Genomic DNA, 26,021 nt, shown 5'->3' on the forward strand with positions numbered 1-26,021 from the left:
AGATCAATCTCTCATGCATACGTATAAAGAGTGTAGAATGCGAGAAAGAAGGGGAGTTCATGCGATATTACTACAGTGAAGAAGTGAAGCTATTGCTGATGGACGGGTCAAATCAGACGGTGAAAGTAATCTATAACTCGGACCCTCAGCCTCTTATGATGCCGCTTTTAGGACCTCGTCCGCCTTTTTATGTAAACCCGCGCTATGAGAAGTATCTTCCTGTTTTATAGTACAAAGAGCCCTTCTGCATGAAGGGCTTTTACTTTGACATTCTCTTTTATTTTCCGCGCGATTGATCACGTGATTCATGGCGATTTTTTCTTTTTCTAGAGAGGAAATAAATAAAAAAGCCGATTAATACGAGAAACGTGATAAGCAAAATACTGGTAGGAAAGTAAAGAGAGCCTATGTGAATTCCCAAATAATTTAACATCGTTATAACTTCCTTTCTTGATAAAAAATGGTTTATTTTACTAAATACCCTTATAACCTATTAGAAAACGTTTCAGCTCTTTTATACCTTAGTAGGGAATCGACTGGCTCTGGGCGCCAATGACCACGATATGTCCTTGTTTCATCTCTTCTTTATACCGGTTTGCTTCTTGATTAGATAAGCCGAGAGAAGCCATTTTTGAAAGCAGCTCATCTTCTCTTGAAAGAAGCATGTTCACCGCTGTTTCAAAAATACCTTGCTCTGCCATTCTATACTTTTTTGTATGTGTGGCCTCCGTTAATTCGTGAGCCCATTCTTTATCGTAGGCCAGCAGGTAAATATCTTTGCTTGTAAATCCTTTCTTTAAAAAAGAATGGATGACGCAGGTTGCTTCCTCTTGGTTTTGTGCTACTTGAATGTGTTTCATACACCAACCAAACCTCCTCATAAAAGATATTTCTGAAATACATCTTCTACTTCTCATGTAACCTTTGTTTCCAACTTTAAACTTGTTTTCTATGAATTTTCCAAGATAGTAAAAAAGAATGGAAGCATAATAAATTTTAAAAAAGATGTTTGAACTTCAAAACAGAAGGCTAAACGTAGACTATACTAAAAAGTTCCATCAAAAATAGGAGGAGATTAAAATGAATTTACAAGAACAACAAACACAAGGTCAGCCCCAACAAACGCAAGACCGCCAGCCGGGTATCGAAAGTGAGATGAATCCTCTCCCTATTTATGAGGATGACAATTACATTGGTACAGGAAAATTAAAAGGAAAAGTAGCGCTGGTTACTGGAGGAGACAGCGGAATTGGACGAGCTGTATCCATTGCTTATGCGAAAGAAGGAGCAGACGTAGCCATCGTTTATTTAAACGAACATAGCGATGCGGAGGAAACAAAAGCCCGCATTGAAGAAGAAGGTGTAAGATGCCTGCTGATTGCAGGAGACGTAGGAGACGAATCGTTCTGTAATGAAGCGGTAGAAAAAACAGTGAGTGAGCTTGGAAAGCTTGATATCCTTGTGAACAATGCAGGGGAGCAGCACCCAAAAGAAAGCATTAAAGAAATTACGAGTGAACAGCTTGAACGAACGTTCAAAACGAACTTTTATTCATATTTTTATTTTACGAAAAAAGCGCTTGATTATTTAGGAAAAGGCAGTGCGATCATTAATACAACGTCAATTAATCCTTACCGTGGAAATCCTCAGTTGATCGATTATACTGCGACAAAAGGTGCAATCAACGGCTTTACGCGCAGTATGGCGCAAGCGCTTGTCAAAGACGGCATTCGCGTTAATGCTGTCGCGCCGGGACCAATCTGGACACCGCTTATCCCGTCTACTTTCTCAGGTGATAAAGTAGGAGAATTCGGTACAGATACGCCGATGGGCAGACCTGGGCATCCTGTGGAGCACGTAGGCTGCTATGTGCTGCTAGCTTCAAATGATTCATCTTATATGACGGGTCAAACGCTTCATGTCAACGGCGGAGATTTCATGAACACATAATTGCTTCACCTATATAAAGGAGGAGAAAAAGATGGGAGAACGCCAGAAAAGATCTATTTCAAATACACCAAAAAAAAGAGATGAAACGGAACAGCGTGTAACAGATCAAGACGAAACGTTATTTGAACGTTTTAAAGAAGAAGAAACGGTCGATCCTATGCCGTTGGAAGACATAAGACTTGAACAAAAAGAAGAGAAAAATAAAACCAAAACGAAAGATGAATCAGGTTCTGAAAACATTCATCATAGAAAATAAAAAACAGCCTTCTCGGGCTGTTTTTTTTGTTTGTATTCCTATATTAATGAGTGCTAGAAGCAATTACAATTTTTGAATCATCTTCTAATGCTTGAGCAAGATTCGATTTAATTCGTATATGATCAAATTTCAGTCCAAGCTGCATCGCAGTAGTAGCTAGTTCAGGACGAATGCCCGATAAAATTGATTTAACGCCGATTAAATCAAGCGCATTTATCAGCTGAAACAGCTCGTGCGCGACCATTGTATCAATCATCACAACTCCTGACAAATCAATATACAAATGAGCGATTTGCTTCTCTGCACACTGTTTTAACGTGCTTTCTAGGATCATTTTGGCTCTTGCTGTATCAATATCACCGACTAACGGTAAAAGAGCCACGTCTTTTTTAATCACAATAACAGGTGAACTTAATTCATGAATCATTTCTTGCTGAGAGCGGAGGCGGTTTGAGGCATATTCCTGCGCTTCTGTGATGAATTTCAAAATAATAATATCAAATACCCGTACTACTTTTTCATTCCACATATCGATATGCTGCTGAGTGATGTCATCATGAAGTTCTGCAAATCGGCGAATATACTCGCAGTATTGTTTGCGGACGTTCATAAATTCTTTAATAATACTTTGAATGGGGGTTCTGAGATGCTGCTGGTCTTTGGCAACTTTATTTAGCCACGTATTAAAAGATTCAAAAAAGCTTTTTTCATCTTCTATAAAGACGTTGCTAATATATAAGTGAAATTCATAGTTTTGCGCTTTTAAGCGTTGAATGACGTCAGGATCATTAGAGGTATATACGCCTTCAGAAGATTTTTTGTCCAAAGATTCATACCATTCCTCCGTCATAGTTGGTGCACTTTCTAGCAGATAAGAACGTAAAGCGATATCTTTCTTCACTGATATTCTCCTCTCAAACTGATAAAACATGCGCAGGTGCGCAACGTATTTATTATAGCATCTTTTTTATAAAGATGGATATGAAATGTATGTTTATTTTGTGTATTAGGTTTTAAGTAATTGTATATAGGGAAAAATTCTAATAAAAGGGGAAAGAGGGAAAGTATGAATACCGTGACGAGCAATCAGTGGAAATGGTATCAGTTTGATTTAGAAGAAGCCGATGGAATAGCTGATGTCATCAAAGACTATCAGTATCCAAGAGATGAATGGTTTTGCCAGCAGCTTCAAAAGAAAAATTCGAATCATATTCAAGTAGATGTAATAGGAGAAAGTGAGCTGATTTATGGTTCACTCATTTATCATAAGAAGTCGTTTGATCAAAAGGATTACGATTCATTTCATTTTTACGTTACCGAGGAGTTTATTATAACGGCAGGAATCGATTTGAAAATCCTTGAAAACACCAATCATGAACGAATGATTGAACGCATGAAGCAGGCTGCTAACACAGCGGAAAGTTTTTTTATTCTTTTAGGCGAAATTATGAAAAAACACTTAAATGGGTTTGATCAGTTTGAAAGTCATTTCAGAGAGCTTCTGTGGGAAGTGCGCCATAATAATAACATTGACGTGTTAGATGACATTCATAAAGCGCGGTACGATTTGCTTATATGGACAAATTTAATCAGTTCTGTTCGAGAAGTCACCATGGGAATAGAAGAAGCGTTTCATAAAAAAATTAACCAAACGGTCGAATATCAGCGGATGTGCAAAAAAATCGAAATTGGCTTAACGCTGATTGAACAATATCAAAAAGAATTTGACGCGTTAATTAAACTAGAAGAAGTGGTGTCTACTCATCGAGGAAATGAGATTATGAAAGCTTTAACGCTGCTGACAGCAATCAGCACGCCTTTAACGGCTTTTGGAGCCCTTTGGGGAATGAACTTTAAAGGAATGCCCGAGCTTGACTGGAAGTTTGGCTATGTCTATGCGCTTATTTTGATTGTTCTGTCGACCGTGGCCATTTATCTTTATTTACGAATGAAAGGGTGGACGGGGGATCTCTTAAAAGGAAGAAAAAAGAACTCATTTTTTAAATAAGCTTTAATAAAAGAGGTTGAGACATAACGAAATGAATCCAATCAATGCTAGAAGAACCAAAACAGATCAAACTATATTCACCATCACAAAAAAACGAACCACTCACCAACGTGTTTGATGAGTGGTTCGTTTTTCACTTGGGCTAAACTATTTTTGTCTCAGCCTCTTTGTTGTTTTTTACCCTCGCCTCCACGTCGTGGGCTCACCTGAACGAAGGCATCTTGGGAATAAATCGTTTTCTTTTAGCTTTACTTGATTGCCGTTTTCGTCGGTATAGCGACCGGTTTGCGGAACCAATTCTCCGGTTGAAAAGGCGTCATCTACGGGCTTCCACGTCGTTGATTCACGTGTGTGTGGGCAAGGTGTAAAAAGATCATCTTTTTGAAAGAGTTTAATTTCACCTTCCTCACAAATGTAAGCGCCCGATTCTGGTACAGCTTCACTCGTTCGATAAATGTTCTGTACGGTCTTCACACACATCCAACCTTTCTTTTTGATTAGTTGTATTTTAGTGTCCCTGTCGTGGCGTCCATGTACGTGCGGTCTTCTATAATATCCGAGTCGTCTAGCTTTCTAAACGGAGCGCAGTAGCATACAACACCCGTCTCGATTTCGATTTCTTGAAATCCGTACGCACGGCAAAGGTATTCACCAACATCGCTTGGAGCTGGATGCGTATCCAACTCATCTAACGCTTCATTAAACATCGCTAAAAATTCTTTTTTCGAAAATTTCTTCTCATGATGCAGTGTTACTGGGTCTCCAGAATCTGTTCCTTGTGCTAACGCGTAAAAATACATCATCTTCACTCCTTACATATATATAGTCGTGCTTTTTATGAAATGTAGAAACATTGATTGTTAGTAAGTAAATTCCCTTAAATAAACGAAATAAACGCATTTGGAAGAAAACGGTTTCTTCTTTGTCGTTATCTTAGAGAGAATCCAGTGCTATCAGCGTTTGATAGCAAGCTGCTACAGGGTGATAATCGGCTTTAGGAGCCGGGCTTTTTTTCGAGCTGTAGCGTTCGTTTTCCTGATTTAACAGCTGATACCAGCCTCCATATGTGTGATCGATAAAGTGTTTCTGACAGTAGGAGAACAGGGCGTCGTATGCTTTCCAATATCCGCTGTCTCCGGTTTTTACCCCGAGCAGTGAAGCCGCAGAAATGGCTTCGCCCATCACCCAATAGTTTTTATCCCGATCAATGACCTCTTCTTGAGGAGACAGCGCAAAGTAAAGACCTTCGTACTTAGCATCCCAGCCTCGGTTCCAGCCTTTATCAAACAAATACTTTGCACGTTCTGTCATCCAGTTTTCCGAGCGGTGCCGATCAAGCCATAAAAGCAGCTTGCTCCATTCAAACTGATGTCCTGGTATAAAGCCATACGGACGAAATTCATCTTTTGTATTGTTTTTATTGTAGTCCCAATCCGGCTGCCAGTCTGTATCATAATGCTCCCAAATCATGCCGCCAGATCGTTCAGCAAGCTGCTGGGTAACGCCTTTTGCAAGCGTGTACGCTCGGTCTACGTATTTTTTATCTCTTGTTGCTTCAAAGGCAGAAAGCATCGCTTCACACATATGCATATTTGCATTTTGGCCGCGATACAAAGAAGAAGCTGACCAAGATGCGTCCCATTCGTCTCGGTAAAAGCCGTGCGCATCTTCCCAAAAGTACTTTTCCATCACGTCATATACCTGTTCAATTGTTTCTTTTGCTTCTGAAATGCCGGCTTGATACGCGATGGAAGAAGCTAAAAGAGCAAAAGCGTGGCCATATGCTTGTTTAGAATCATCTTTTACTTCTCCGTCATCGGCTATTTCAAAAAAATACCCGCCGTGCTCTCTATCATAATGGTTGTTTTGTAGAAAACGAATGCCGTGCTGAGCTGCTTCTTTGCACCAATCCGGCCCGTCTAAAAGAGCTCCTACACTGAAGATATAAATAAAGCGCGCCGTACTTACCAAGTCCTTTGAATGCGTATTGTTGACGGTGCCGTCGTCGTAGTATTCATGGATATATCCGCCGTTTGTTTTGTCAATGCAAGCGGGGTAGTAAAAATGAAGTGTATCAAAAATATGCTGTTTTAATGTGTGAGGTTCTCGAAATGCAGTTGAGGAAAAATCCGTTGCCGTGTTCATTTTATCACCATCTCAATCTATGTTTTTAGTTGTTTTTTACCCTAAGCAGGTGGGAGTAAACGTAAGGGTTTTTTTGCTGTTTCTGCTCTATTATTCTATTTTTGTTGAAAATGTATCAGTTTGGAAACAAGTTTGAAATATTTTGATATACTTTTGACACGATTATCCGGTATTCTAAAGATACGTGCTAGCTGGAACGAACAAATGTACAGAGCCTCTAGACGTCAAATGATTTTATTTAGTGTGGCTAGTTTAAGGTTTAGCTTAAACATCGGATTCTGTTTTCACTTAATCTATTAAACTGGCAACATGTATTTCTATTATATTTTGCAAATGAGGTATAAAAAATGACAGAAGTGAACAAACAAAGATTTTACAAAAAATTAGCGGTAACAGGACTTGCTTTTACTCTTGCAGGCGCAGGAACTCTAGGTCTTCATTCTTTACATTTTACGGGTGAGCCAACTGTCGCAAGCGCAGCGGAAGAAACATACACGACAACGGCGAATTTAAATATCCGAAGCGGTCCATCGACGTCCAACGCGATTATTGCAACGGTCAAACAAGGCACGCAGCTAACGGTAGTTGGACAAGCAGCAAGCGGCTGGCTGAAAGTAAGCTATCAAGGCAAAACGGGCTACGTAAGCAGTGAGTATGTTAAAAAGTCAGCGAGTTCAACGACTAAAACTTATGTAACAACCGCAAATTTAAATATTCGAAGCAATCCATCGACATCAAGCGCGATTGTTGTAACGGTCAAACAAGGCACGCAGCTAACGTCGACAGAACAAGCAGCGAACGGCTGGCTAAAAGTAAGCTATCAAGGCAAAACAGGCTATGTGAGCACGCAGTACGTAAAGGAATCAACGGGTTCTTCTGAACCGGCTCCGGCTCCAGCTCCGGCGGCTTCTGTCTATGTGGCGACGGCGAATTTAAATGTTCGAACAGCTGCTTCAACTGCTGGTACTGTCATGGCAACACTTAAAGCCGGCACACAGATAGACGTAACGGCTAAAGCAGCAAACGGCTGGCTGAAAATTACGTATCAAGGTAAAGTTGGCTATGTAAGCGGTCAATACGTACGAGCATTAGCTGGCATGAAAGTGGTTTCGAACCCTGAAAGTATCCAAGTTGTTGTGAATAAACAAAACAAGCTTCCGGAAAACTACGTTCCGAAAGATTTAGTATATACAACAATTCCATTTACATTCAAAGAACAAACAGAAAAGAAAAAAATGCGCAGTGAAGCAGCCGCTGCTATTGCACAGTTATTTGCAGGTGCGAAAAAACAAGGCGTTACGCTTCTTGGCGTATCGGCTTACCGTTCACATGCAACGCAAAGCGCGCTTTTTAGTTCGTATGTTCAACGAGACGGTTATGATAAAGCGGCAACTTATAGCGCATTGCCAGGCACGAGTGAACATGAAACGGGTCTTGGAATTGATGTAACAAAAGGAGACGGCACATGTGCTGCTCAAGACTGCTTTGGCGGAACAAAAGAAGCAACTTGGCTCGATGCCCACGCAGCAGAATATGGATTTATTATTCGTTATCCAAAAGGAAAAGATGCGGTAACTGGCTATAAATATGAGCCGTGGCATTTGCGATATGTAGGTAAACCAGTGGCGCAGGCGATTAAGAGTAAAGGAATTACGCTTGAAGAATATTACGGAATTAAGTAGGTTTAAAAAAGAGGCTGGAATAAAAGTAGCTTAGTTGAAGGAAGATCCGAACGGGTTTGATTCTTGATTTAGAATCAAACCCGTTCGGATCTTTTTTATTTTTGTCCATCATGTTTACCCTTCTTATGAAGGAGGGTAGGTAATGATACAAAAGAACTACTGTTTGTACATTTAAAGTTGTGTTTGTGTGCGAAAAGATCTAGTGTATATTTCATACAGAAGTGTAAAGTACAGGGGGCGTTCATCTGTGAAAAAACGAAGGAGATGCATCCTACCATGTTGAAAGATCATGTGTTTGAATTTTATTTTGATCAAATGAATGAGCTGGTTTTTTTAGCGGAAGTAAAGAACCAACATCTTTATTATAAAAAAATGAATAAAGCGGCTGCTAAGCTTGTACGATGCCAAGGAGAAGCGGGCATGCTGCTAGAAAGCGTACTCCCTGAGCGGGCGTATCACTCCCTTTACCCTTACTATATGAAAGCGATGGAAACCAAAAAGCCAGTTACCTACAACGACATAAATACCTTCTCAGATGAAGCTGAAGCGTTTGAAACAACGCTTACCCCAATTTTTGATGATGCCGACAATAGTACGCACCTATTAGTAATGAGTAAAAATATCCAAAAGTTAAAAAAAGACTTAGCCCAAAGCTTGGAACAGTATAAGTCGCTTTTTATGAACCATGAAAACGCCATATGTATGATGGATTTAAGCGGTAAAATTGTTCAAGCAAATCCTGCCTGTGAGCAAATGTTCGGATACGCTACCCAGGATATCATCAACAGTTCTTACAGGCAGCTTCTAGAAGAACTGAAGATTGACGCCAGTGCTTTGCCTCTGCATCACATCATATACGACCAAAGCTACAGCAAAGAAATCCAAGCGTGGCACAAAGAAAAAGGAATGATTTATTTATATGTTACAAATGTGCCCATCATAGTGGAAAATGAATGGATTGGTATTTACTTGATTGCTCAGGACGTTACAAAGGAAAAGACAGCTGAAATAAAGCTGGAAAATACGGTGAAAGATTTAGCAAACATGAAGTATGCCCTTGATGAGTCCGCTATCGTAAGCGTCCTGGATCCATATGGAACAATTAGGTATGTCAATGATATGTTCTGTACGATATTTGGCTGTGAAAAAGAAGAGCTAATCGGACAATCATACGAGTTATTTGATGTCAGCTATGATCTTCGGGTTCTTGAAAGTATTGGCCAAGGAAAGGTTTGGAGAGGGCAAGTCAAAAGCATAACAAAAGAAGGCGTCATCGTGTGGAGCCATAAGACCATTGTTCCGCTGACAGATATTCATCACCGAATCTCAAGCTACGTGCTGATTCAAACCGATATTACTGCGCAAAAAAACCTAGAAAATCAGCTGAAATTTAAGGCATTTCATGACAGTTTGACGGGGGTGCCGAATCGAATGATGCTGCAAAAACAAATACAGTCTGCGATCGAGCAAAAGGAAAGGTTTGGCCTGCTGTTTTTAGACTGTGATAATTTTAAAGAAGTGAACGATCAATTTGGTCATGATATTGGCGATGCATTTTTAATTCAGTACACGCATCGTTTAACGTCTTGCATTCGCACATGTGACGAAGTGTATCGCCTCGGAGGCGATGAATTTGTGATCTTGCTTCGGCACATTGAAAGGCGCGAGGAAATACAGCAGATCATGGACCGAATTCACCGAGAGCTTCAAAAAGAATGGAGTATTGAATCCTGCATCTTTACAGCTACATCGACCATTGGAGCCGCTTATTATCCAGAAAACGGAGAATCGTTTCAAGAACTGCTAAAACAGGCGGATCAAGCGCTGTACGAAGGAAAACGGCAGGGGAAAAATAACGTGAATTTCTATAAAAAAACCCAATCTGTAGCCGATTCTATAGATATAGATCAAGAAAGTATTGTCTAATATAGAAAGGGATAAATATGAATAAACATAAATTAATGGTTGTTTTATCAAGCGGAGCAGTGATACTTTCTCTGCTCATACATATCATTCATCGTATTTGGCCGATGGGGATGTCCGGCATGTCTATGGAACATAATTCAACGCCAGGCGAACATGGTAAAGGGTTTGCGGTCGTAGCAGCGGAAGTTCGCAAACTTGCAGAACAATCCAATCAGTCAGCCGAACAAGTAGCAAGGCTCAGTCAGCATATTCAGCAAGAAACGTCTCAAGCCGTAGCATTCATTCAATCAGGAACTGCTAATGTGAAAACCGGTATTTTACTAGCTAACGAAGCGGAAAATGTTTTTAATCGAATCGCCGACGCATCTGCGTACGTTCAAAAACAAATTCAGCAAACGGCTGCTTCCGCACAGCAAATAGCAGCCGGATCTACACAGGTGCTCCATGCCGTCAGCGATATGACCTCTTTTGCCAACCAATCGGCTGCAAGCAGCACCAGCATTTCTTCTGCTTCCGTGCGTCAGCTGCAATCGCTGCAGATCATTGACCAGACGGCGGAATTTTTAAGTGGGTTAGTTGAAGAGCTTGGCAGCGTAACGGAAAAGTTAGCGAAGCAAGCGTGAATGAAGCAGAGTAGTGGACTACTACATAGAAGTACATGATTTTATACACTGGATTAATGTTATAAATCTACTAAAGAATTATGTACATACAAACGCTTAAAAAGTTTCTACGAACCTTTAGACCACTAAGGTTCATATCAATCCCCTCCTTTAGAAAAATAAAGCGATCTAAAAAGAGGGGATTGATGCTTTTGTCTAAAAGCTAGTGTTAGTTATTTGTTGGAGAAGGAAATCTTGCTGCTTCAAAATGTGAGCCATCTTCGGATGTGACGATTGTACCAGCTATGCTGCTTTGAACAAAAACTTCAACGCGATCTCCAGCTTCTAAATTATAAATAGTAGACACGGATACCGCATTAACAAACGGTGTGTTCCCGCCAAAGAAATCGTTATCGATCGCTATAGCGGTTGTCCCATTTACACGTATTTCTATGCGAGTTCTATAATCTAGCATCTGGTCGTTAGGAGAGAATCCAATTGTAGCAATGATAGAATATACGCCATCTTTTTTGGGGCGGAAGGTAGAAGTAATCGGGTTATATTCATTTGCTAAATCAAATTGTTCAGTTGGGAAAACTGCTTTTACAAACGTATTTGCAGGAACATTTTGAGGCATCGTTAAATTGAGCGCTCTAAATGCTGACTCCCGCGTGCTTCCTTTTTTGTCTTTATCTTCTTTACATTTAGAAGCCCAATCATGTGATTCCTCATAGAAATCTTCTGCGCGTCCATAAGTCCAAACTTGTGATTCTTCAGAGCTATCTTCTTCGTGACCGTAAGCCCAGCCGCGTGCTTCCTCAGGAGCATCTTCTTGATGTTGCTCTTTCTTATTGTTAAGGGAAGCTTTCTTCTTGTGAGGATAAGATTTTTCTACATAATATTTATCATCTTTATCATTGTAATGAAAATAATACTTTTTTATAATAATCACCCTTTCTTTGCAGTACTCTATACTGTATTCATTCATAGAAGAAATGTTTGGATACTTGTCCGACAACTTTAGAACTGTTTTTTTAATAGCTAATAGTAACTAATTTTGAACGTAGAATTAGTTGCATCATATAAAAAAACACCTCGTTCGAACAAAAGTCGAAGAGGGGTTTTTATTCGAAGAGTATTTGATTGGCCAGTCTACCCATAGCCTGTATGTAAATGTCACTCTATCAGTCAACTGGGTGTACTTTTATAGCGCTGGGTCCTTTAGCTCCTTCTTGGATTTCAAACTCTACTTTTTGTCCTTCTGACAGGTTTTTATATTCCTTACGGTCGATCGCATTGGAGTGAACGAACACTTCTTTTGATCCGTCTTCGGGTGTGATAAATCCAGATCCTTTTGATTCGTTGAACGATTTAACGGTTCCTTTATGTTTGCTCATTGAAAAATCCCCCTTATAAGTATAGAAATAAATTCTTAATAGGTTTTTACCCAAACGCTGAAATCTCAATCATTTTATGGGAGTTATGCCGATTAGAAGAGCAGGGATAAAAGCAAATAGGGAGGTCTTAACAATTTTTTCATTTCGGTTATATTTTTATATTGTGTGTGACATAACTATTGTTATAAAATGTAATCGTTAATTCTGCTAACTAAAGGAGATAAAGAAAAAAAATGAGGGATGAGTTGTTATATATAGGGAAGAAAATTATCGATAATAAACAGGAATTAGCGATACAATTTTCTGATCTGATGGACTCTGAATATAAGCGGAAGCTTGTTTACCACGAAGAAAGCGAAGTTTTAAAATGGAGAGCAGAACTCATTGAGTATTTAGGCGAGTCGTTATTCGAAGAGCACTCGGTCGTTTTAAAGAAAATCATTCAGTGGGGTACAGATATAGGAAAAGTGGCGGTGGAAAACGGACTTTCTTTGAGTCAAACGTTAAAATCGCTCGCGCTGTTTCGAACAGTGATATGGGGTGTTTTTACAGAAGAGCTGCAGCAGAAGCAGTTTGCTCCTATTACGATGCTTGATGTAAGTAAAAAAATTGATCCCATGCTTGATCAGCTTAATCATATATTTGTCGAAATCTATGAAGAACACAATACCGAAACCATAAAACGCGCTTATGCAGCGCTAGAAGAATTATCAGTTCCCATCGTTCCTCTTTCTGAAGGAATCGCTGTGATGCCAATCGTTGGACAAATTGATACGCATCGTTCGCAGCTTATTATGGAAACGGCTTTAGAAAAAAGTGCTCAGCTGCAGCTGAGTTATTTAATATTTGATATTTCAGGTGTTCTTATCGTCGATACGATGGTAGCGGACAATATTTTTCAAATTGTAAAAGCCTTACAGCTTATCGGCACTAAAACGATGATTACCGGCATACGTCCGGAAATCGCGCAAACCGTTGTTGATTTAGGCGTCGATTTTGGAACAATCAAAACAAGAGCGACGTTAGAAAAAGGTCTTGAAGAAATAGGCTTCAGTAAGCTACCAGAAAATCCGCAAAGAAACCAAAACAAATGGCCTTTCCAATAAATAAAAAAAGGAAGAGGCCTAGACAAAGTATGTTAGTTGAAGTTAAATCCGAACTATTAATCTGATTGATGGTTCGGGTTTTTTTGTTGTTAGGGTGAACGTAGGTTTCATGTATGTGGCTGCTTCTAGCTGGTGATTGAATAGCTTATATTACAAAAAAATTAAGGGGAAGTCACAGCGTCACATGTTACATTCCTTGTAAAAATGGGTACTGGTAAAAAGAAGCATTTCAAGTGCTTTTCAATTACATTAGCCGTCTAAAATTAATTAATTGTCAATTTAGAATAACATAAATTATTTAAATACTTAGACAAACAAATGAGGAAAATATATACTTATTAGTGTTGTCAAGAAAAGATAAAGGGGAGAAACAAGGATGGATATCAAACGTCAAAACGTTGATTTTGGTAACTCAATTTTTCAAACGCTAGTGGATGGTTATTACTATGAAATTCCTACAAACGTAGTAGAAATCACAAAAGATCAGGCAGAGGGTCATTTTCCTTCAAGTGTAAATGAACCGGAATTACTTCTTCAAAATTTACTGATTTCTACAACAATTGAAGGAGCAGAAAAGTATTATTTAGTGGGAGACGCAGCAGAGAAACACGTGCTAGGCAATATCCATATTAATAAGTTACATAATAAAACTGAATCTGATATTCCTTATGTGATGTTTTTAGCTTCAATTGCTTATTACAACATACTTAAAGGAAAAGACAAAGAAGATAATCATGTGACGATTAATTATTTCTCGACTATGCTTCCGATTTGGCTGCTTAAGAAAACAAATAAATTCAGTGAAATGCAGCAGAAGATGGCCGAACGTTTTCAAGGAGAGCATACGGTTACAGTATTGACTCCCGGGTTAGAAAAAACGCTCACTGTGAACATTGAAACGAGCAAATGCCGTATTGAAAGCGAAGTGGCTCGCTGGGCGATTAAAAAAGATTTTGAATTACAAGACAGAGAAGAAGCAAATGCATTCAAACATTTTGAAACGCTAATTGTAGATTTGGGCGGAGGCACGGTTGACCTGGCACTGCTTCCTGCAGGACTTCAAGCTCCTAAAAGCAGAAATTCATTGAAGTGTCTTACGGATATTTCATATTTGAAGCATATTGAAAAGCTAAGAAATGAAAAGCTGCTTGAGTATTTTGATGATGTTCGTTCATTAGAAGAATTTATTATTGCCAATATCCATAAAGTAAAAATGGAACAAAGAGACGGCAACAGCGGAAAAAAAGTAGATCTCACGGAGCCTATTCACGCTTCACTTAGAGAATACACGCAAATTTTATTAACGAAAGTTGAAAATCTATTTCCATCGCCAAAAGATAAAGTCTATAAATATATTTATATTGGAGGCCTGGCTCCTATCCTTCAACAGTTTATTGCAGAGCAGATTGATAACATGTACGGGGAAGAAATCAGAGAAGAAAATCATCTTTTCTTGCCAGAGACACGCAAATTAAATTTATACGGTCTTGAAATTTTAAGCAGACATGAAACAAACGCAGCGGTTCATGCTTAAAAAGGGGGAGCATATATGAGACATCAACACACTCGCCTTAAGGAAGCATTAGACGATTGGTACGGTCAGCTAAGCTCCCAGGTGGCTGCGCCGTTTTACTTACTATCAAATGCGTTTCTAACAGCTGGTCATCTATCAGCAGATATGATGGGAGCGAGGGAAAAGAACGTAAGTAACAGAGATGAACGTGCAAATTTCACAATCGAAACTGCTAACATTCCGTCAGACGTGTCTTCATTTCTGAAAGAAAAACAGCAGGCAAACGAGCTGCAGGACTATATAGTGGGGCTGATACAGCAAGACTTGCAAAAAAAGAGCAAAGAAAATGAAGTCGAGACGCTCGTTCATTCACTTCGAAAAGAGCTGTTGGGCGAAATTGACTTGCTAAAACAAGAAATGAATTCACGTTTTGCTGCAAATCGTGAGGAATATGAGTCCAAGCAGGCAAACGAACTTCAAGATTATGTAGCGAAGCTTGTGGAACAAAACGGGCAGAAAGGCAGCCGGGAAGAAGAGTTTCAATCGTTATTTCATTCATTGAGAACCGAGCTGTTAGGCGAAATTCATTTGCTTAAAAAAGAGCTTGGCTCAGCATCAGCTCCTTCCTATAAGCAGCTGAAAGCCGTTAGGAAGGAGGAAGAAGAAACATTTAAAGAAGGTCAGTTAATTAAAAGTGAAAAAGTGACCGGAACCATTCAAGAAGATATCGATGTAGATTTCTAAACAGAAAGTAGAGGCATGACATGCCTCTACTTTTATTATTTTTCTATTTAAAATGAGGCTGGGGCAAAAGTATTTTTGCTAAAGGAAGATCCGAACGAGTTTGATTCTTGATTGTGAATCCAACTTGTTCGGTTTTTTATTGGTATGCTGAATGTAGGTTTCATGTGTTTAAATGCTTCTAGCTGTTGATTGGAGGGCAAGGCGAAGACTCCTGCGGGAAAAGCGGAACAGGTGAGACCCCGCAGGAGCGCAAGCGACGAGGAGGCTCAGCGACCGCCCGCGGAAAGCGAAGCCTTGCACGGAAATTAACAGCGGTCCAATGTAAAAGCTTTAGCGTATAAATTATAAAGCTCTTTTGTTTCTTTTTAGCTTTTTTCGAAAGTATAAGCACATATCGAATGTAGCGATGGTACAAATACTGCATTTTATTATAAACCAAAATAACGATTCGTTTATGCCAAATCCGCCAATCGAAGCTTTTAGTTCATTTAGCTGCCTGAGAATTAAATTTGTGTCGTTTTCATAGGCCACAGTAAAAGATTTAATCACAAGCATGGTCATAATGACTGCTTCTACAGATATATATAGAATTTTTCTTGCTAGTTTAAGAGAAGGATTTACGTTTGATTTGGGAATTTTATAAAAAAATTTCATCGCTCGTTTGCCTTTCAGTTATTTTAAGCTGTTTAAAAAGATTAGTTTATTCTATAATTCTTTTCTTGGCTATAAAATCCTTTATGTATAGCAAGTTTAAAAAAAGCCCCCTAGAAAAGGTAGTACACCGATGTTCTAGCGGGCTTATGGTAGTTAATGTTCTTCAGCTAAGGCATTAGCTTTTGTCACATGAACCGTACCGAATGGATGGTTTGGAGGAGCGTAGATGGAATAAAGTTTTAGCGGGGCAGTACCGATATTGGTGACATCGTGCCATGTTCCGGCAGGGATAAATATCGCATCATCATCGTAGACTTTTCGTTTAAAGGTTAGGTTGTTTTTACTTTTGCCCATTTGAACAACGCCTTGCCCTTGTTCAATACGCAGGAATTGATCAACGTTAGGGTGGATTTCTAAGCCGATATCTTCACCGGGCTTGAGACTCATTAACGTCACTTGTAAATGTGTTCCAGTCCATAAAGCAGTGCGGTACGTATTGTTTTGCTTTGACGCTTCATTAATGTTAATCACAAATGGTCTTTGTCCATAGTCCTTTAATTTACCGTTTCTTTGCTGAAAATGTTCGTTGGTGTGATAGTGGTTCGGCACATAATAACTATATGGCTGCCAGCTGTAGCACACTGGGGTCTGCCACTGATGATAATAAGGTGTATAGTGCATACTCATTCTCCTTTTCTCGTTTCATTTTTCTTTTCATCCTATGCTTTTGTCAAAACGGTTGATACCATTTGCCTTTTTGTCCGCGGTCTTTATCCACTTATTTTTTGCTGAAAATCATGTGATTACCGATTTATCCCAGCTCTTTGATTGTTTTACAGCAGTTAAAAAATACTTTCATCACTTTAATACGATAATTCATTAAAAAAATATCGTATGAAAACGTTTTATTTGATATAATTTTAGGAGATGAAAATTATTTTAAAGGGTGACGTTCATTGAAAGAAAAAAAACTTCAAGAATTAACTGAACATCTTAATAATTTATTCAACAATTTAATTCATGGATCTATCACAGAAGGTGAATTTAACGAGCTGTCCGAAGAGCTTTACAGAAAGCAAACGAGGCTGCGCTATGAGATAGAGTGTGAGAAAGGTTCGTATTACAGAGAATATTTTAAAGGCTAAGGCTTTGTATTAGACTGCTTTATAAGAAATAAGAAAAGACCTCCATTTAGGAGGCCTTTTCTTAACTTCTAGTAGAAAGTGGAGTGATACTTTCTATTTCAATAAGTATATTAATATATTTACTATATGAAAAATAAAACTGTTGAAGCTCTAAAACTCGCTATTCACCCCCCAAAACCTGTATGATAGGTTTAAGATTACCGCATATGAGATATATGTATAGTAAAAAGGGGTGATGAGCTGTGAAGTGGTATAAAGGAGTTGTCATGCAAGTCTTAATGACAGAAATCGAAACAGCAAGAGAGCATATGGTTATGTTAGGACTTACAGAAGGTCTTACAAGTCGTAATACAGTTCGAATCAGTCAAACCCTTGATTATTTATTAAATGAACTAAGTAAAGTGATGGCCGCAGATTAATCGTATTTTATATAAAAATGAAAAGAGCTGCTGACTTCACGGCAGCTCTTTATAAGTTGCCTTAACGTTTACTTTAATGTTTATGATACTATTTATACAGTTACCTCATAGCAAAGAAAATAGCGGAATCTATTATATATATCGTATAGTAGAAACCTAGAAGATGAGTTGAAAGCACCTGTGAAAAGGGAAGCTTAGATACATAAAGCAAACGCCGCACTAAGAATGGCGATGGAGGGTATAGTGGAATGGAATATCATATTAAAGAGGCCGCTGCAAAGGTAGGGCTGCCTACGCATACGCTTCGATACTACGAACAGCAAGGGCTTTTACCTTTTATAAAAAGAGATGAAAACGGAAATCGTATTTTTAGCGAGTCCGATATCGAGTGGCTGGAATTTATTATTTGCTTACGAAAAACGGATATCGCTCTTTTGGAATTACGTAAAATTGTTGAATTAACACAAGAAGGCGATGATACAATTGGATTGCGCAAGGAGATATTTGAAAAGCATAGAGAGAAAATGATGGAAAAGCAAAGAGAGCTGGACGCAGCTTTTAGAAAAGTGGAAACGAAAATTGACTACTATGATAAATTAGAACAAAAGTATCAAGAAGAGCTTTCATCTAAAGCCTAATTTACCGGTTGTTTTTCGTATTTTATAAAGAAATAAAAAGCGGGCAGCTAATAGAATTAGCTGCCCGCTTTTTTTTACAACTTACAGTGTAGAAATGTCAATAACAAATCGATAGCGAACATCGCTGCGAAGAACGCGCTCGTACGCTTCGTCTACTTGATTTGCATCGATAACTTCAATCATAGGAGCAACGCCGTGTTCAGCCGCAAAATCAAGCATTTCTTGTGTTTCACGAATGCCGCCTACAAGTGAACCAGCAATGCTGCGACGTCCCGTGATAAGTGAGAATACGCTGTACTGATCTGGGTTAGCCGGTGCGCCAACGTTAACAAGCGTTCCATCTACGCGAAGTAATGATAAGTATTGATCCACGTTCAGATTAGCCGATACCGTGTTTAAGATAAGATCAAAGCGACCCGCTAATTCAGTAAACGTCGCTTCATCACTTGTTGCAAAATAATGATCTGCGCCAAAGCTTAGCGCTTCTTCTTTTTTATTGTTAGAACGGCTCAATACCGTCACTTCAGCACCCATTGCGTGTGCAAATTGAATCGCTACATGTCCAAGACCGCCCATTCCCACGATCGCCACTTTTTTGCCAGGACCAGCATTCCAGTGCTTTAACGGAGAAAATGTTGTAATCCCGGCACATAGAAGAGGACTTGCTGCATCCATACTTAAATTATCAGGAATACGAACAACGAATCCTTCTTTTACGACGATTTTTTGGCTGTAGCCGCCGTATGTACGGTTTCCATCGTAATCTAATGAATTATACGTTTGAACGACGCCTTTTGTACAGTATTGCTCGTCCCCGTTCATACAGTACTCGCACTCTCCGCAAGAATCAACGAAACATCCAACGCCTACGCGATCGCCAACCTTGTATTTTGTTACGTTTTCGCCAACCGCTTCAACTACTCCTGCGATTTCGTGACCAGGAACCATCGGGAACATCCCGCCGCCCCACTCATCAAATGCACTATGAATATCAGAGTGGCAAATACCGCTAAATTTAATATCAATTAAAACGTCGTCTGCTCGCAGTTCTCTGCGTTCAATTGTCGTGTTCTCGAATTTTGCCTTTGCGTGCGGCGCACTTAAAACACGTGATGTTGTTGTATGTTGATGATAATTACACATAAGTAAAAACACAATCCTTTCATATTAAACATAACCAGTTGCTAATACACTTGCATTCACTGACTACGCTTGATGTATTTAAAAACTACAATACTAGCTTAAACGTTAAAGTCGACTTTAAAGCAAGGCCTTTTTGAAAAAAGTTTCTTTCTATGACTTTATGAAAAAAGGAAAGGAAGGAATAGCATGGCAGCTTTCTATCTTTGTTTAGTTAAAAGAAATTCTTCAAGGGTGCAAGCGGCAGCTTGTTCATCAACTCCATTTGTCAGCAGTGTTATTTCATCTCCTTTCTTAACAGCCAAAGCCATTACCTTCATGATGCTTTTTCCACTTACACATTTTCCGTCTTTCGCAAGAAAAATATCACTTTGAAACGAACACGCTTGGCGTACAAACAAAGCTGTATGTCTCGCTAGAAGTTCACCGGAAAGCTGCACCGTCATTCTTTTAATTAGCATAGTGTTTCCCCTTTTTTGTAGTTTAAAAACTATAAAACTAGCTTAAACGTTAAAGTTAACTTTAAGGCAAGAGGTAATTTGGATAAAAAGTGGAAAGGGAAGAAAGGATAAGCCTACTGTTAATGCACATAGTGATTCTGTTGTTAGTACGAGGGAATGTGAACGAAGTGTAAGGCCGATTTTAAAGGAGAGTTCTCGTAAATCTTTTTGTTAGATGAGCAAAACACGTAAGAAGAGACCCTAAAAAAGAAAGAAAAATGATGAAATACTAAGCAAATGAGAAGATGTGCCTCTTTTAACAGATATGTGTACGTTTTCATGCGGAATGTTTCCGTTTCCACTGACTTTGTCAAACAGCAGACAATTGTTGATAATAGAGCTATATAAGAGCCAAAGGGGACGATAAAATGAAAAAATCTATTTCAAAAGTAGAGAAGTTCATAACTGAATTTAAAACGTCAATGACAAGCTACGGAGAAGCAATTATAAAAGTAAAAGGAAACTGATTCTAAAAAGATGCAGGTTATTTTTTATAAATCTATTCCATAAATTCATACTAAATAATCATACTATTAAAATAAGAAATATATCTTTGTTCATAAAAGCTTTGTCTATTGTTGAAGTAACAGTAGATAAAGCTTTTTGTGTGGTTACATAAATGGATATGATATCTTTTATAACTAGCATTTTTAGAAGGAACAAGCTTTTAGGCAGTTGCAGTGTATAAAAAATTCTGAAATTTTATTATTGACTGAAAGCGTTTTTAATATTAATATTAATTCAAACTTAACCAATATTTAACCAACACATAACAAAGGAGTTTTTTTATTTACAAATGAAATCGATTTCATTTGTAAAGTTATAAGATTGGTAAGTTTTATCACTATCTGTTGCTAGTGAGGCAGCATTACACAATAAGGGGAAAAGAGGAATCAAAATGGGAAACGAAAATATTCTGTGGGGAATTGCTCCAATCGGGTGGAGAAATGATGATATTCCTGAAATTGGTGCAGAAAACACATTGCAGCATCTGTTAAGCGATATCGTCGTAGCGGGCTTTCAAGGAACGGAAGTGGGAGGTTTTTTTCCTGAACCGAGCATATTAAACAAAGAGCTTGAGCTGCGAAATTTAAGAATTGCAGGTCAATGGTTTAGCAGTTTTATCATTCGTGATGGGATAGAGGAGACGTCAAATTTATTTCACAAACATTGTCAGTATCTGCAGGAAGTTCATGCTGATGTGGCGGTCGTATCTGAGCAAACTTACAGTGTTCAAGGGATTGAAAGAAATGTTTTCGCTGAAAAACCTTATTTCAGTGATCAAGAATGGGAAGCTTTATGTGCAGGATTAAATGAGTTGGGAAAAATCGCAGCAGAATACGGTTTACGTCTTGTCTATCATCACCATATGGGAACAGGTGTACAAACATTAGCTGAAATTGATCGGTTAATGGAAGGAACGGACGCAAATCATGTTCATCTTTTATATGATACGGGACATATTTATGTTTCTGACGGAGACTATATGGAGCTATTACATAAACATATAGATCGTATAAAACACGTTCACTTTAAAGATGCAAGAAGAAAAGTGCTGGAGCAGTGCAAAAAAGAAGGAAAGTCATTTTTACAGTCGTTTCTAGCCGGTATGTTTACCGTGCCGGGTGATGGGTGTGTAGATTTTACAAACGTGTATAAAGCGTTAGTTGATTACAATTACAAAGGATGGATTGTAGTGGAGGCGGAACAGGATCCTTCTATTGCACATCCATTGGAATATGCTTTAATGGCCCGAAAGTACATTAACGAAAAGTTAGTTATTCATTCTTAAAATAAGACGGGGGAATTAGCATGGGTAAACAGGGAAATCAACATTCATTTTTACGTACGATCATTTTAGTTTCTACGTTTGGTGGACTGCTTTTTGGATATGATACAGGAGTTATTAACGGGGCCCTGCCTTATATGTCTGAATCTGATCAATTGAATCTCAACTCTTTTACTCAAGGTCTTGTAACGAGCGCTCTGTTATTTGGTGCTGCGTTTGGTGCGGTAGTAGGCGGCAGGCTAGCAGATTATAACGGGCGTCGTAAAACGATTCTGTATCTTGCCATTCTATTTTTTGTTTCCACAATTGGATGTACAATTTCGCCAAACGCAGCCGTTATGATTCTTTGCCGTTTTCTATTAGGACTTGCTGTAGGGGGAGCATCTGTTACCGTACCGACATATTTAGCAGAAATGTCACCAGCTGAAAGCCGGGGGAAAATGGTAACTCAAAATGAACTTATGATTGTTACTGGTCAACTTCTTGCCTTTACGTTTAACGCGATTATAGGAAATATGCTAGGAGAAAACCCTCACGTTTGGCGATATATGCTGCCAATCGCTGCCATTCCAGCTGTCTTTTTATTCTTTGGCATGCTTAGAGTACCAGAAAGTCCGCGCTGGCTTGTGTCAAAAGGGAAAAATAACGAAGCGCTAACGGTTCTTCAAAAGATACGGGAAAGTAAAAGAGCCAAATCAGAGTTGCAAGAGATTGAGAGCGCTTACGAACAAGAAGCAAAAATGGAAAAAGCAACATTTAAAGATCTAACAACTCCGTGGGTTCGAAGAGTCGTTTTCCTTGGTATTGGAATTGCTGTTGTACAGCAGATTACCGGCGTAAACTCCATTATGTATTACGGCACTGAAATTTTAAAAGACGCAGGTTTTCAAACAGAAGCTGCTCTTATTGGAAATATCGGAAATGGAGTCATCTCCGTTTTAGCCACGTTTGTAGGAATTTGGCTGCTAGGTAAAGTTGGACGCAGACCAATGCTTATAACAGGATTAGTAGGAACGACTACTGCCCTGCTGCTGATTGGTATATTTTCTCTTGTATTTGAAGGGTCCGCGGCACTTCCATATATCGTATTAGCACTAACGATTACGTTTCTCGCGTTTCAGCAAGGAGCTATATCTCCGGTAACGTGGCTAATGCTTTCAGAAATTTTCCCTTTACGATTAAGAGGCTTAGGGATGGGGGTTACCGTATTTTGTCTGTGGGGAATTAACTTCCTTGTAGGTTTAACGTTTCCTGTTTTATTGGCCAGCATTGGCTTATCCACTACGTTTTTTGTCTTTGTTGTACTCGGCATCGGAGCGATTTTATTTGTTAAAAAGTTTTTGCCGGAAACAAAAGGGCTTACACTTGAAGAACTGGAACAAAGGTTCCGTAGCTATGATAATGAAGACGCTGACGTCATGAATGACAATAAAATTATTTAAGTAAAGAATGGAGAGAATCATTATGAAACTATGTTTTAACGAAGCAACAACATTAGAAAATTCAAATCTTGTAAAGGACCTTGAATATTGCAACAAGCACGGATATGATTATATCGAAATTCGCACAATGGATAAACTCCCTGAGTATTTAGAAAGTCACTCAATGGATGATTTAGCGCAGTTTTTTAATACAAATCATATTAAACCACTAGCGCTGAACGCTTTAGTTTTCTTTAATAACCGCAGTGAAAAAGAGTACCAGGAAGTGATAGAAGAGTTTAAGAGTATGCTAGAAACCGCTCAAAAGATAGGCGTTCCCTATATCGTAGCCGTTCCTTTAGTAACAGAACAAAAAATCGTAAAAGCAGAGATTAAAAATAGCTGCGTACAAGTGCTGAATGAATTATCGGAATTGGCTGAACCTTACGGAGTTAAAATCGCCGTTGAGTTTGTAGGTCATCCTCAGTGTACGGTTAATACGTTTGGTCAAGCGTATGACATTGTGCAAACTGTAAACCGCGATAACGTAGGATTAGTACTTGACTGCTTCCACTTCCATGCCATGGGATCAAAACTAGAAGACTTAAAACAAGCGGATATTTCTAAAATATTTATCGTTCATATTGATGACACGGAGGATTTTCCTATTGGCTTCTTAACAGACGAAGACCGAGTATGGCCAGGTCTAGGAGCAATCGATTTAGATGCTATTTTCTCAACACTAAAAGAAAAAGGCTATAATGACGCGGTATCTGTAGAGCTATTCCGACCTGAATATTATCAATTAAACGCGGAAGAAGCAATTAAGACAGCTAAAGCGACAACCGTTAAGGCTATCTCGGAATACTACAGTTTTCAAACAACAAAATCATATTCATAATAAGGAGTGTCAGTCAGTGACGTTAGTATCTTCAAAACTAGTATCAATGAAAGATATGCTTCATGCCGCTAAAAAAGGAAACTATGCGGTTGGTCAGTATAATATTAACAGCCTGCAGTGGGCACAGGCTATTTTACAAGCTGCCGAAGAGGAAAAAGCGCCTGTCATTGCAGCTGTTTCAGACAGGCTTGTGGACTATTTAGGCGGATTTAAAACCATTGTAGGCATGATCGAAGGTTTGTTAGAGGAAATGAATATTACTGTTCCTGTCGCGCTTCACTTAGATCACGGTATGAGTGTAGAAAGGTGTAAAAAAGCTATCGACGCTGGATTTAGCTCGGTCATGTTTGACGGTTCTCATTACCCGATTGATGAAAATATTGTCATGACTAAGCAAGTAGTAGACTATGCTGGTGCTCAATATGTCTCAGTTGAAGCTGAAGTCGGAACAGTCGGAGGGATGGAAGACGGACTTGTTGGCAACATCGTGTACGCTGATCCTGGTGAATGTCTGCGTCTTGTAAAAGAAACGGGAGTCGATGCTTTGGCGGCCGCTTTAGGATCAGTTCACGGACAGTACCAAGGTGAACCGCAGCTGGGCTTTGATGAAATGAAGGAAATAGCTGACTTAACAGATGTACCGCTGGTTTTACACGGCGGTTCCGGTATACCAAACTATCAAATTCAAAAAGCAATAGCTTTTGGACACGCGAAAATTAATGTGAACACCGAGTGCCTTCAGGCCTGGACGCGTGCGGTTCGTCACACGTTGGAAAGGGACAGTGACGTGTATGATCCCCGAACCATTCTTACACCGGGAAAAAAAGCGGTAATGGCGACTGTAAAAGAGAAAATGAGAGAGTTTCATACAAGTCATAAAGCTTAATAAAAAAGAGGCTGGAATAAAAGCATTACAGTTGAAGCAAGATCCGAACGATGAATGGAGATTCTTGATAGAAAATCCAGCTCGTTCGGATTTTTTCTTTGATAGGGTTTTAATCGATTGAGTTGCTTCTAGCTGATGATTGGAGGGCAAGGCGAAGAGGCTCAGCGGCCGCACGCGGAAAGCGAAGCCTTGCACGGAAATCATCAGCGGTGTAACAAGCGATCCCTACTAGCTTATGTATCTAACTTATTTGTCTTTAACTGGAAATGATGGAGTTATGTCTCAATCTCTCTTTGTTTTAACAGCTACTCTTCTAGAAAACGCCTTTTGTAAAGGTTATAATAGTAAGTAACAAAAAAGCGAAAAGAAAGATAAACGGGGGAGGTAGAAATGTTAAAAACGAAGCGAATTCAACAAATTCAAGAGTATGTTTTTGAACATGAATCTGTTTCATTAGATGATTTGGTTTCGGTGTTTGAAGTCTCCAAAAACACGATTCGACGCGACGTTCAAAAGTTAGTGGATGAAGGGCATATTAAAAAAGTATATGGCGGAGTAGCCGTTAATCATGTGAAGCTTGAATCATTTAATGAAAGACAAACAAGAAATCAGTTTCAAAAGCGTTTGATTGCCAAAACGGCAGCTCAGTACGTAGAAGACGGAGACGTGATCTTTATTGATTCAGGAACCACCACGTTAGAAATGATTGAATTTCTAAAAGACAAATCGATAACGATTGTTACAAATAGTTTGGATGTTATAGTAAAAGCCTTGCCTTTTGATGCGTTAAAAGTAATTTCTACAGGCGGCTATCTTGAGCGTGAAACTCAATCATTTTCAAGCTTTAACCATGCCAATCCTGTAAAGAATTACAACTTTGATAAAGTATTTATGGCTTCTACGGGTATTTCCATATCAAATGGCGTTACGAATTCATCGCCCGTTGAAAGTGAAATCAAAGAAACGGTCATAAAAAGAAGTACAAAAGTGTTTTTATTAGCAGATCATACAAAATTTGATAAGTATGCAATGATTACGTATTGTCAGTTGCATGAAGTGGATTATTTAATTACAGATAAAGTGGACGTCAGCTATCAGCACTATGCAAAAGAAAATGAGATTACATTTGTCCTTGCGGAAGAATAAATGTTTTTGAGTGATTATACATATGCTTAGACTTAGAGCCCGTAGGCATACTA

General features: G+C 38.9%; 29 protein-coding genes and 1 pseudogene. 20 read left to right on the top strand and 10 right to left on the bottom strand.

Annotated features, from left to right (window positions below; translation table 11 throughout):
- The first annotated feature begins 59 nt into the window (after window positions 1-59).
- Window positions 60-230 carry a hypothetical protein gene (locus ACOZIR_RS07020; RefSeq protein ID WP_169746655.1) on the top strand — a complete coding sequence of 57 codons (171 nt, stop codon included), beginning with the start codon at window positions 60-62 and terminating at the stop codon, window positions 228-230.
- 291 nt (window positions 231-521) lie between these two features.
- Here ACOZIR_RS07020 and ACOZIR_RS07025 read toward each other — a convergent pair whose 3' ends face one another.
- Complete coding sequence (locus tag ACOZIR_RS07025) at window positions 522-860, bottom strand: general stress protein (RefSeq protein WP_045290948.1); 339 nt, start codon at window positions 858-860, stop codon at window positions 522-524.
- A gap of 220 nt (window positions 861-1,080) precedes the next feature.
- On the opposite strand from ACOZIR_RS07025, the gene ACOZIR_RS07030 reads away from it, so the two are divergent.
- Both ACOZIR_RS07030 and ACOZIR_RS07035 read left to right on the top strand, forming a co-directional pair.
- Window positions 1,081-1,950: an SDR family oxidoreductase gene (locus ACOZIR_RS07030; RefSeq protein ID WP_045290946.1), complete on the top strand. Its 870-nt coding sequence runs from the start codon at window positions 1,081-1,083 to the stop codon at window positions 1,948-1,950.
- A 31-nt stretch (window positions 1,951-1,981) separates the two neighbouring features.
- Window positions 1,982-2,206 (top strand): hypothetical protein, encoded by a 225-nt coding sequence (locus ACOZIR_RS07035; RefSeq protein ID WP_028409498.1) that lies wholly within the window; start codon window positions 1,982-1,984, stop codon window positions 2,204-2,206.
- Window positions 2,207-2,249: 43 nt separating this feature from the next.
- Here the strand turns inward: ACOZIR_RS07035 and ACOZIR_RS07040 are convergent, their stop codons facing one another.
- Complete coding sequence (locus tag ACOZIR_RS07040; RefSeq protein ID WP_045290945.1) at window positions 2,250-3,107, bottom strand: STAS domain-containing protein; 858 nt, start codon at window positions 3,105-3,107, stop codon at window positions 2,250-2,252.
- A 165-nt stretch (window positions 3,108-3,272) separates the two neighbouring features.
- On the opposite strand from ACOZIR_RS07040, the gene ACOZIR_RS07045 reads away from it, so the two are divergent.
- Entirely contained in the window at window positions 3,273-4,214 is a 942-nt protein-coding gene (locus tag ACOZIR_RS07045; RefSeq protein ID WP_045290944.1) for a magnesium transporter CorA family protein, read from the top strand.
- Between the two features lie 177 nt (window positions 4,215-4,391).
- On the opposite strand, the gene ACOZIR_RS07050 is transcribed toward ACOZIR_RS07045, so the two are convergent.
- The 3 genes from ACOZIR_RS07050 to ACOZIR_RS07060 form a co-directional block, all read right to left on the bottom strand.
- The gene (locus ACOZIR_RS07050) at window positions 4,392-4,694 is read right to left on the bottom strand and encodes a hypothetical protein (protein ID WP_224357816.1); all 303 of its coding nucleotides are present in this window, start codon (window positions 4,692-4,694) and stop codon (window positions 4,392-4,394) included.
- A 17-nt stretch (window positions 4,695-4,711) separates the two neighbouring features.
- A complete protein-coding gene (locus tag ACOZIR_RS07055) occupies window positions 4,712-5,017 on the bottom strand; it encodes a hypothetical protein (RefSeq protein WP_224357817.1) in 306 nt (101 codons plus the stop codon).
- A 130-nt stretch (window positions 5,018-5,147) separates the two neighbouring features.
- Window positions 5,148-6,359: an AGE family epimerase/isomerase gene (locus ACOZIR_RS07060; RefSeq protein ID WP_045290938.1), complete on the bottom strand. Its 1,212-nt coding sequence runs from the start codon at window positions 6,357-6,359 to the stop codon at window positions 5,148-5,150.
- Window positions 6,360-6,706: 347 nt separating this feature from the next.
- On the opposite strand from ACOZIR_RS07060, the gene ACOZIR_RS07065 reads away from it, so the two are divergent.
- The 3 genes from ACOZIR_RS07065 (at window position 6,707) to ACOZIR_RS07075 (ending at window position 10,590) form a co-directional block, all read left to right on the top strand.
- A complete protein-coding gene (locus ACOZIR_RS07065) occupies window positions 6,707-8,041 on the top strand; it encodes an SH3 domain-containing protein (RefSeq protein WP_045290936.1) in 1,335 nt (444 codons plus the stop codon).
- A 276-nt stretch (window positions 8,042-8,317) separates the two neighbouring features.
- The gene (locus ACOZIR_RS07070; protein ID WP_045290934.1) at window positions 8,318-9,967 is read left to right on the top strand and encodes a sensor domain-containing diguanylate cyclase; all 1,650 of its coding nucleotides are present in this window, start codon (window positions 8,318-8,320) and stop codon (window positions 9,965-9,967) included.
- 17 nt (window positions 9,968-9,984) lie between these two features.
- Window positions 9,985-10,590 (top strand): methyl-accepting chemotaxis protein, encoded by a 606-nt coding sequence (locus ACOZIR_RS07075; RefSeq protein ID WP_045290932.1) that lies wholly within the window; start codon window positions 9,985-9,987, stop codon window positions 10,588-10,590.
- 208 nt (window positions 10,591-10,798) lie between these two features.
- On the opposite strand, the pseudogene ACOZIR_RS07080 reads toward ACOZIR_RS07075, so the two are convergent.
- Window positions 10,799-11,278 (bottom strand): annotated as a pseudogene (locus ACOZIR_RS07080) (hypothetical protein); the annotation flags it as partial.
- A gap of 475 nt (window positions 11,279-11,753) precedes the next feature.
- Window positions 11,754-11,966, bottom strand: coding sequence for a cold-shock protein (locus ACOZIR_RS07085; RefSeq protein WP_045290928.1), 213 nt, complete (start codon window positions 11,964-11,966; stop codon window positions 11,754-11,756).
- Window positions 11,967-12,199: 233 nt separating this feature from the next.
- Between ACOZIR_RS07085 and ACOZIR_RS07090 the strand changes: the two genes are divergently transcribed.
- From ACOZIR_RS07090 to ACOZIR_RS07105, 4 genes are all read left to right on the top strand, one after another.
- Entirely contained in the window at window positions 12,200-13,072 is an 873-nt protein-coding gene (locus ACOZIR_RS07090) for an STAS domain-containing protein (protein ID WP_045290926.1), read from the top strand.
- Window positions 13,073-13,448: 376 nt separating this feature from the next.
- Window positions 13,449-14,606: a ParM/StbA family protein gene (locus tag ACOZIR_RS07095; RefSeq protein ID WP_045290924.1), complete on the top strand. Its 1,158-nt coding sequence runs from the start codon at window positions 13,449-13,451 to the stop codon at window positions 14,604-14,606.
- A 15-nt stretch (window positions 14,607-14,621) separates the two neighbouring features.
- On the top strand, window positions 14,622-15,329 hold the full coding sequence (locus ACOZIR_RS07100; protein WP_421535539.1) for a hypothetical protein: 708 nt from the start codon (window positions 14,622-14,624) through the stop codon (window positions 15,327-15,329).
- A gap of 185 nt (window positions 15,330-15,514) precedes the next feature.
- On the top strand, window positions 15,515-15,670 hold the full coding sequence (locus tag ACOZIR_RS07105) for a hypothetical protein (protein WP_169746650.1): 156 nt from the start codon (window positions 15,515-15,517) through the stop codon (window positions 15,668-15,670).
- A 466-nt stretch (window positions 15,671-16,136) separates the two neighbouring features.
- Here the strand turns inward: ACOZIR_RS07105 and ACOZIR_RS07110 are convergent, their stop codons facing one another.
- The gene (locus ACOZIR_RS07110; RefSeq protein ID WP_045290918.1) at window positions 16,137-16,664 is read right to left on the bottom strand and encodes a cupin domain-containing protein; all 528 of its coding nucleotides are present in this window, start codon (window positions 16,662-16,664) and stop codon (window positions 16,137-16,139) included.
- 275 nt (window positions 16,665-16,939) lie between these two features.
- On the opposite strand from ACOZIR_RS07110, the gene ACOZIR_RS07115 reads away from it, so the two are divergent.
- From ACOZIR_RS07115 to ACOZIR_RS07125, 3 genes are all read left to right on the top strand, one after another.
- Entirely contained in the window at window positions 16,940-17,128 is a 189-nt protein-coding gene (locus ACOZIR_RS07115) for a hypothetical protein (RefSeq protein WP_028414680.1), read from the top strand.
- A gap of 242 nt (window positions 17,129-17,370) precedes the next feature.
- Window positions 17,371-17,547, top strand: coding sequence for an aspartyl-phosphate phosphatase Spo0E family protein (locus tag ACOZIR_RS07120; RefSeq protein ID WP_223260221.1), 177 nt, complete (start codon window positions 17,371-17,373; stop codon window positions 17,545-17,547).
- A 248-nt stretch (window positions 17,548-17,795) separates the two neighbouring features.
- Window positions 17,796-18,185 (top strand): MerR family transcriptional regulator, encoded by a 390-nt coding sequence (locus ACOZIR_RS07125; RefSeq protein WP_045290915.1) that lies wholly within the window; start codon window positions 17,796-17,798, stop codon window positions 18,183-18,185.
- Window positions 18,186-18,266: 81 nt separating this feature from the next.
- On the opposite strand, the gene ACOZIR_RS07130 is transcribed toward ACOZIR_RS07125, so the two are convergent.
- Window positions 18,267-19,328, bottom strand: a complete 1,062-nt coding sequence (locus tag ACOZIR_RS07130; RefSeq protein WP_045290913.1) for an NAD(P)-dependent alcohol dehydrogenase — start codon at window positions 19,326-19,328, stop codon at window positions 18,267-18,269.
- A gap of 197 nt (window positions 19,329-19,525) precedes the next feature.
- Window positions 19,526-19,786: an HPr family phosphocarrier protein gene (locus ACOZIR_RS07135; protein WP_045290911.1), complete on the bottom strand. Its 261-nt coding sequence runs from the start codon at window positions 19,784-19,786 to the stop codon at window positions 19,526-19,528.
- Window positions 19,787-20,723: 937 nt separating this feature from the next.
- Between ACOZIR_RS07135 and iolE the strand changes: the two genes are divergently transcribed.
- The 6 genes from iolE to ACOZIR_RS07165 all read left to right on the top strand — a co-directional run bounded on the left by iolE (window position 20,724) and on the right by ACOZIR_RS07165 (window position 25,968).
- The gene (gene iolE / locus ACOZIR_RS07140) at window positions 20,724-21,617 is read left to right on the top strand and encodes a myo-inosose-2 dehydratase (RefSeq protein ID WP_045290909.1); all 894 of its coding nucleotides are present in this window, start codon (window positions 20,724-20,726) and stop codon (window positions 21,615-21,617) included.
- A gap of 20 nt (window positions 21,618-21,637) precedes the next feature.
- Window positions 21,638-23,056, top strand: coding sequence for a sugar porter family MFS transporter (locus ACOZIR_RS07145; protein WP_045290907.1), 1,419 nt, complete (start codon window positions 21,638-21,640; stop codon window positions 23,054-23,056).
- A gap of 22 nt (window positions 23,057-23,078) precedes the next feature.
- On the top strand, window positions 23,079-23,936 hold the full coding sequence (gene iolI / locus ACOZIR_RS07150; protein ID WP_045290905.1) for a 2-keto-myo-inositol isomerase: 858 nt from the start codon (window positions 23,079-23,081) through the stop codon (window positions 23,934-23,936).
- A 46-nt stretch (window positions 23,937-23,982) separates the two neighbouring features.
- Window positions 23,983-24,822 carry a class II fructose-1,6-bisphosphate aldolase gene (fba, locus tag ACOZIR_RS07155; RefSeq protein WP_045291063.1) on the top strand — a complete coding sequence of 280 codons (840 nt, stop codon included), beginning with the start codon at window positions 23,983-23,985 and terminating at the stop codon, window positions 24,820-24,822.
- A gap of 135 nt (window positions 24,823-24,957) precedes the next feature.
- Entirely contained in the window at window positions 24,958-25,092 is a 135-nt protein-coding gene (locus tag ACOZIR_RS07160; RefSeq protein ID WP_272946318.1) for a hypothetical protein, read from the top strand.
- 120 nt (window positions 25,093-25,212) lie between these two features.
- On the top strand, window positions 25,213-25,968 hold the full coding sequence (locus tag ACOZIR_RS07165; RefSeq protein ID WP_013084173.1) for a DeoR/GlpR family DNA-binding transcription regulator: 756 nt from the start codon (window positions 25,213-25,215) through the stop codon (window positions 25,966-25,968).
- The last annotated feature ends 53 nt before the right edge of the window (window positions 25,969-26,021 follow it).

Origin of the sequence: Priestia sp. D3YE.R1 (genome assembly GCF_049199565.1) — a bacterium.
GTDB classification, from domain to species: domain Bacteria; phylum Bacillota; class Bacilli; order Bacillales; family Bacillaceae_H; genus Priestia; species Priestia aryabhattai.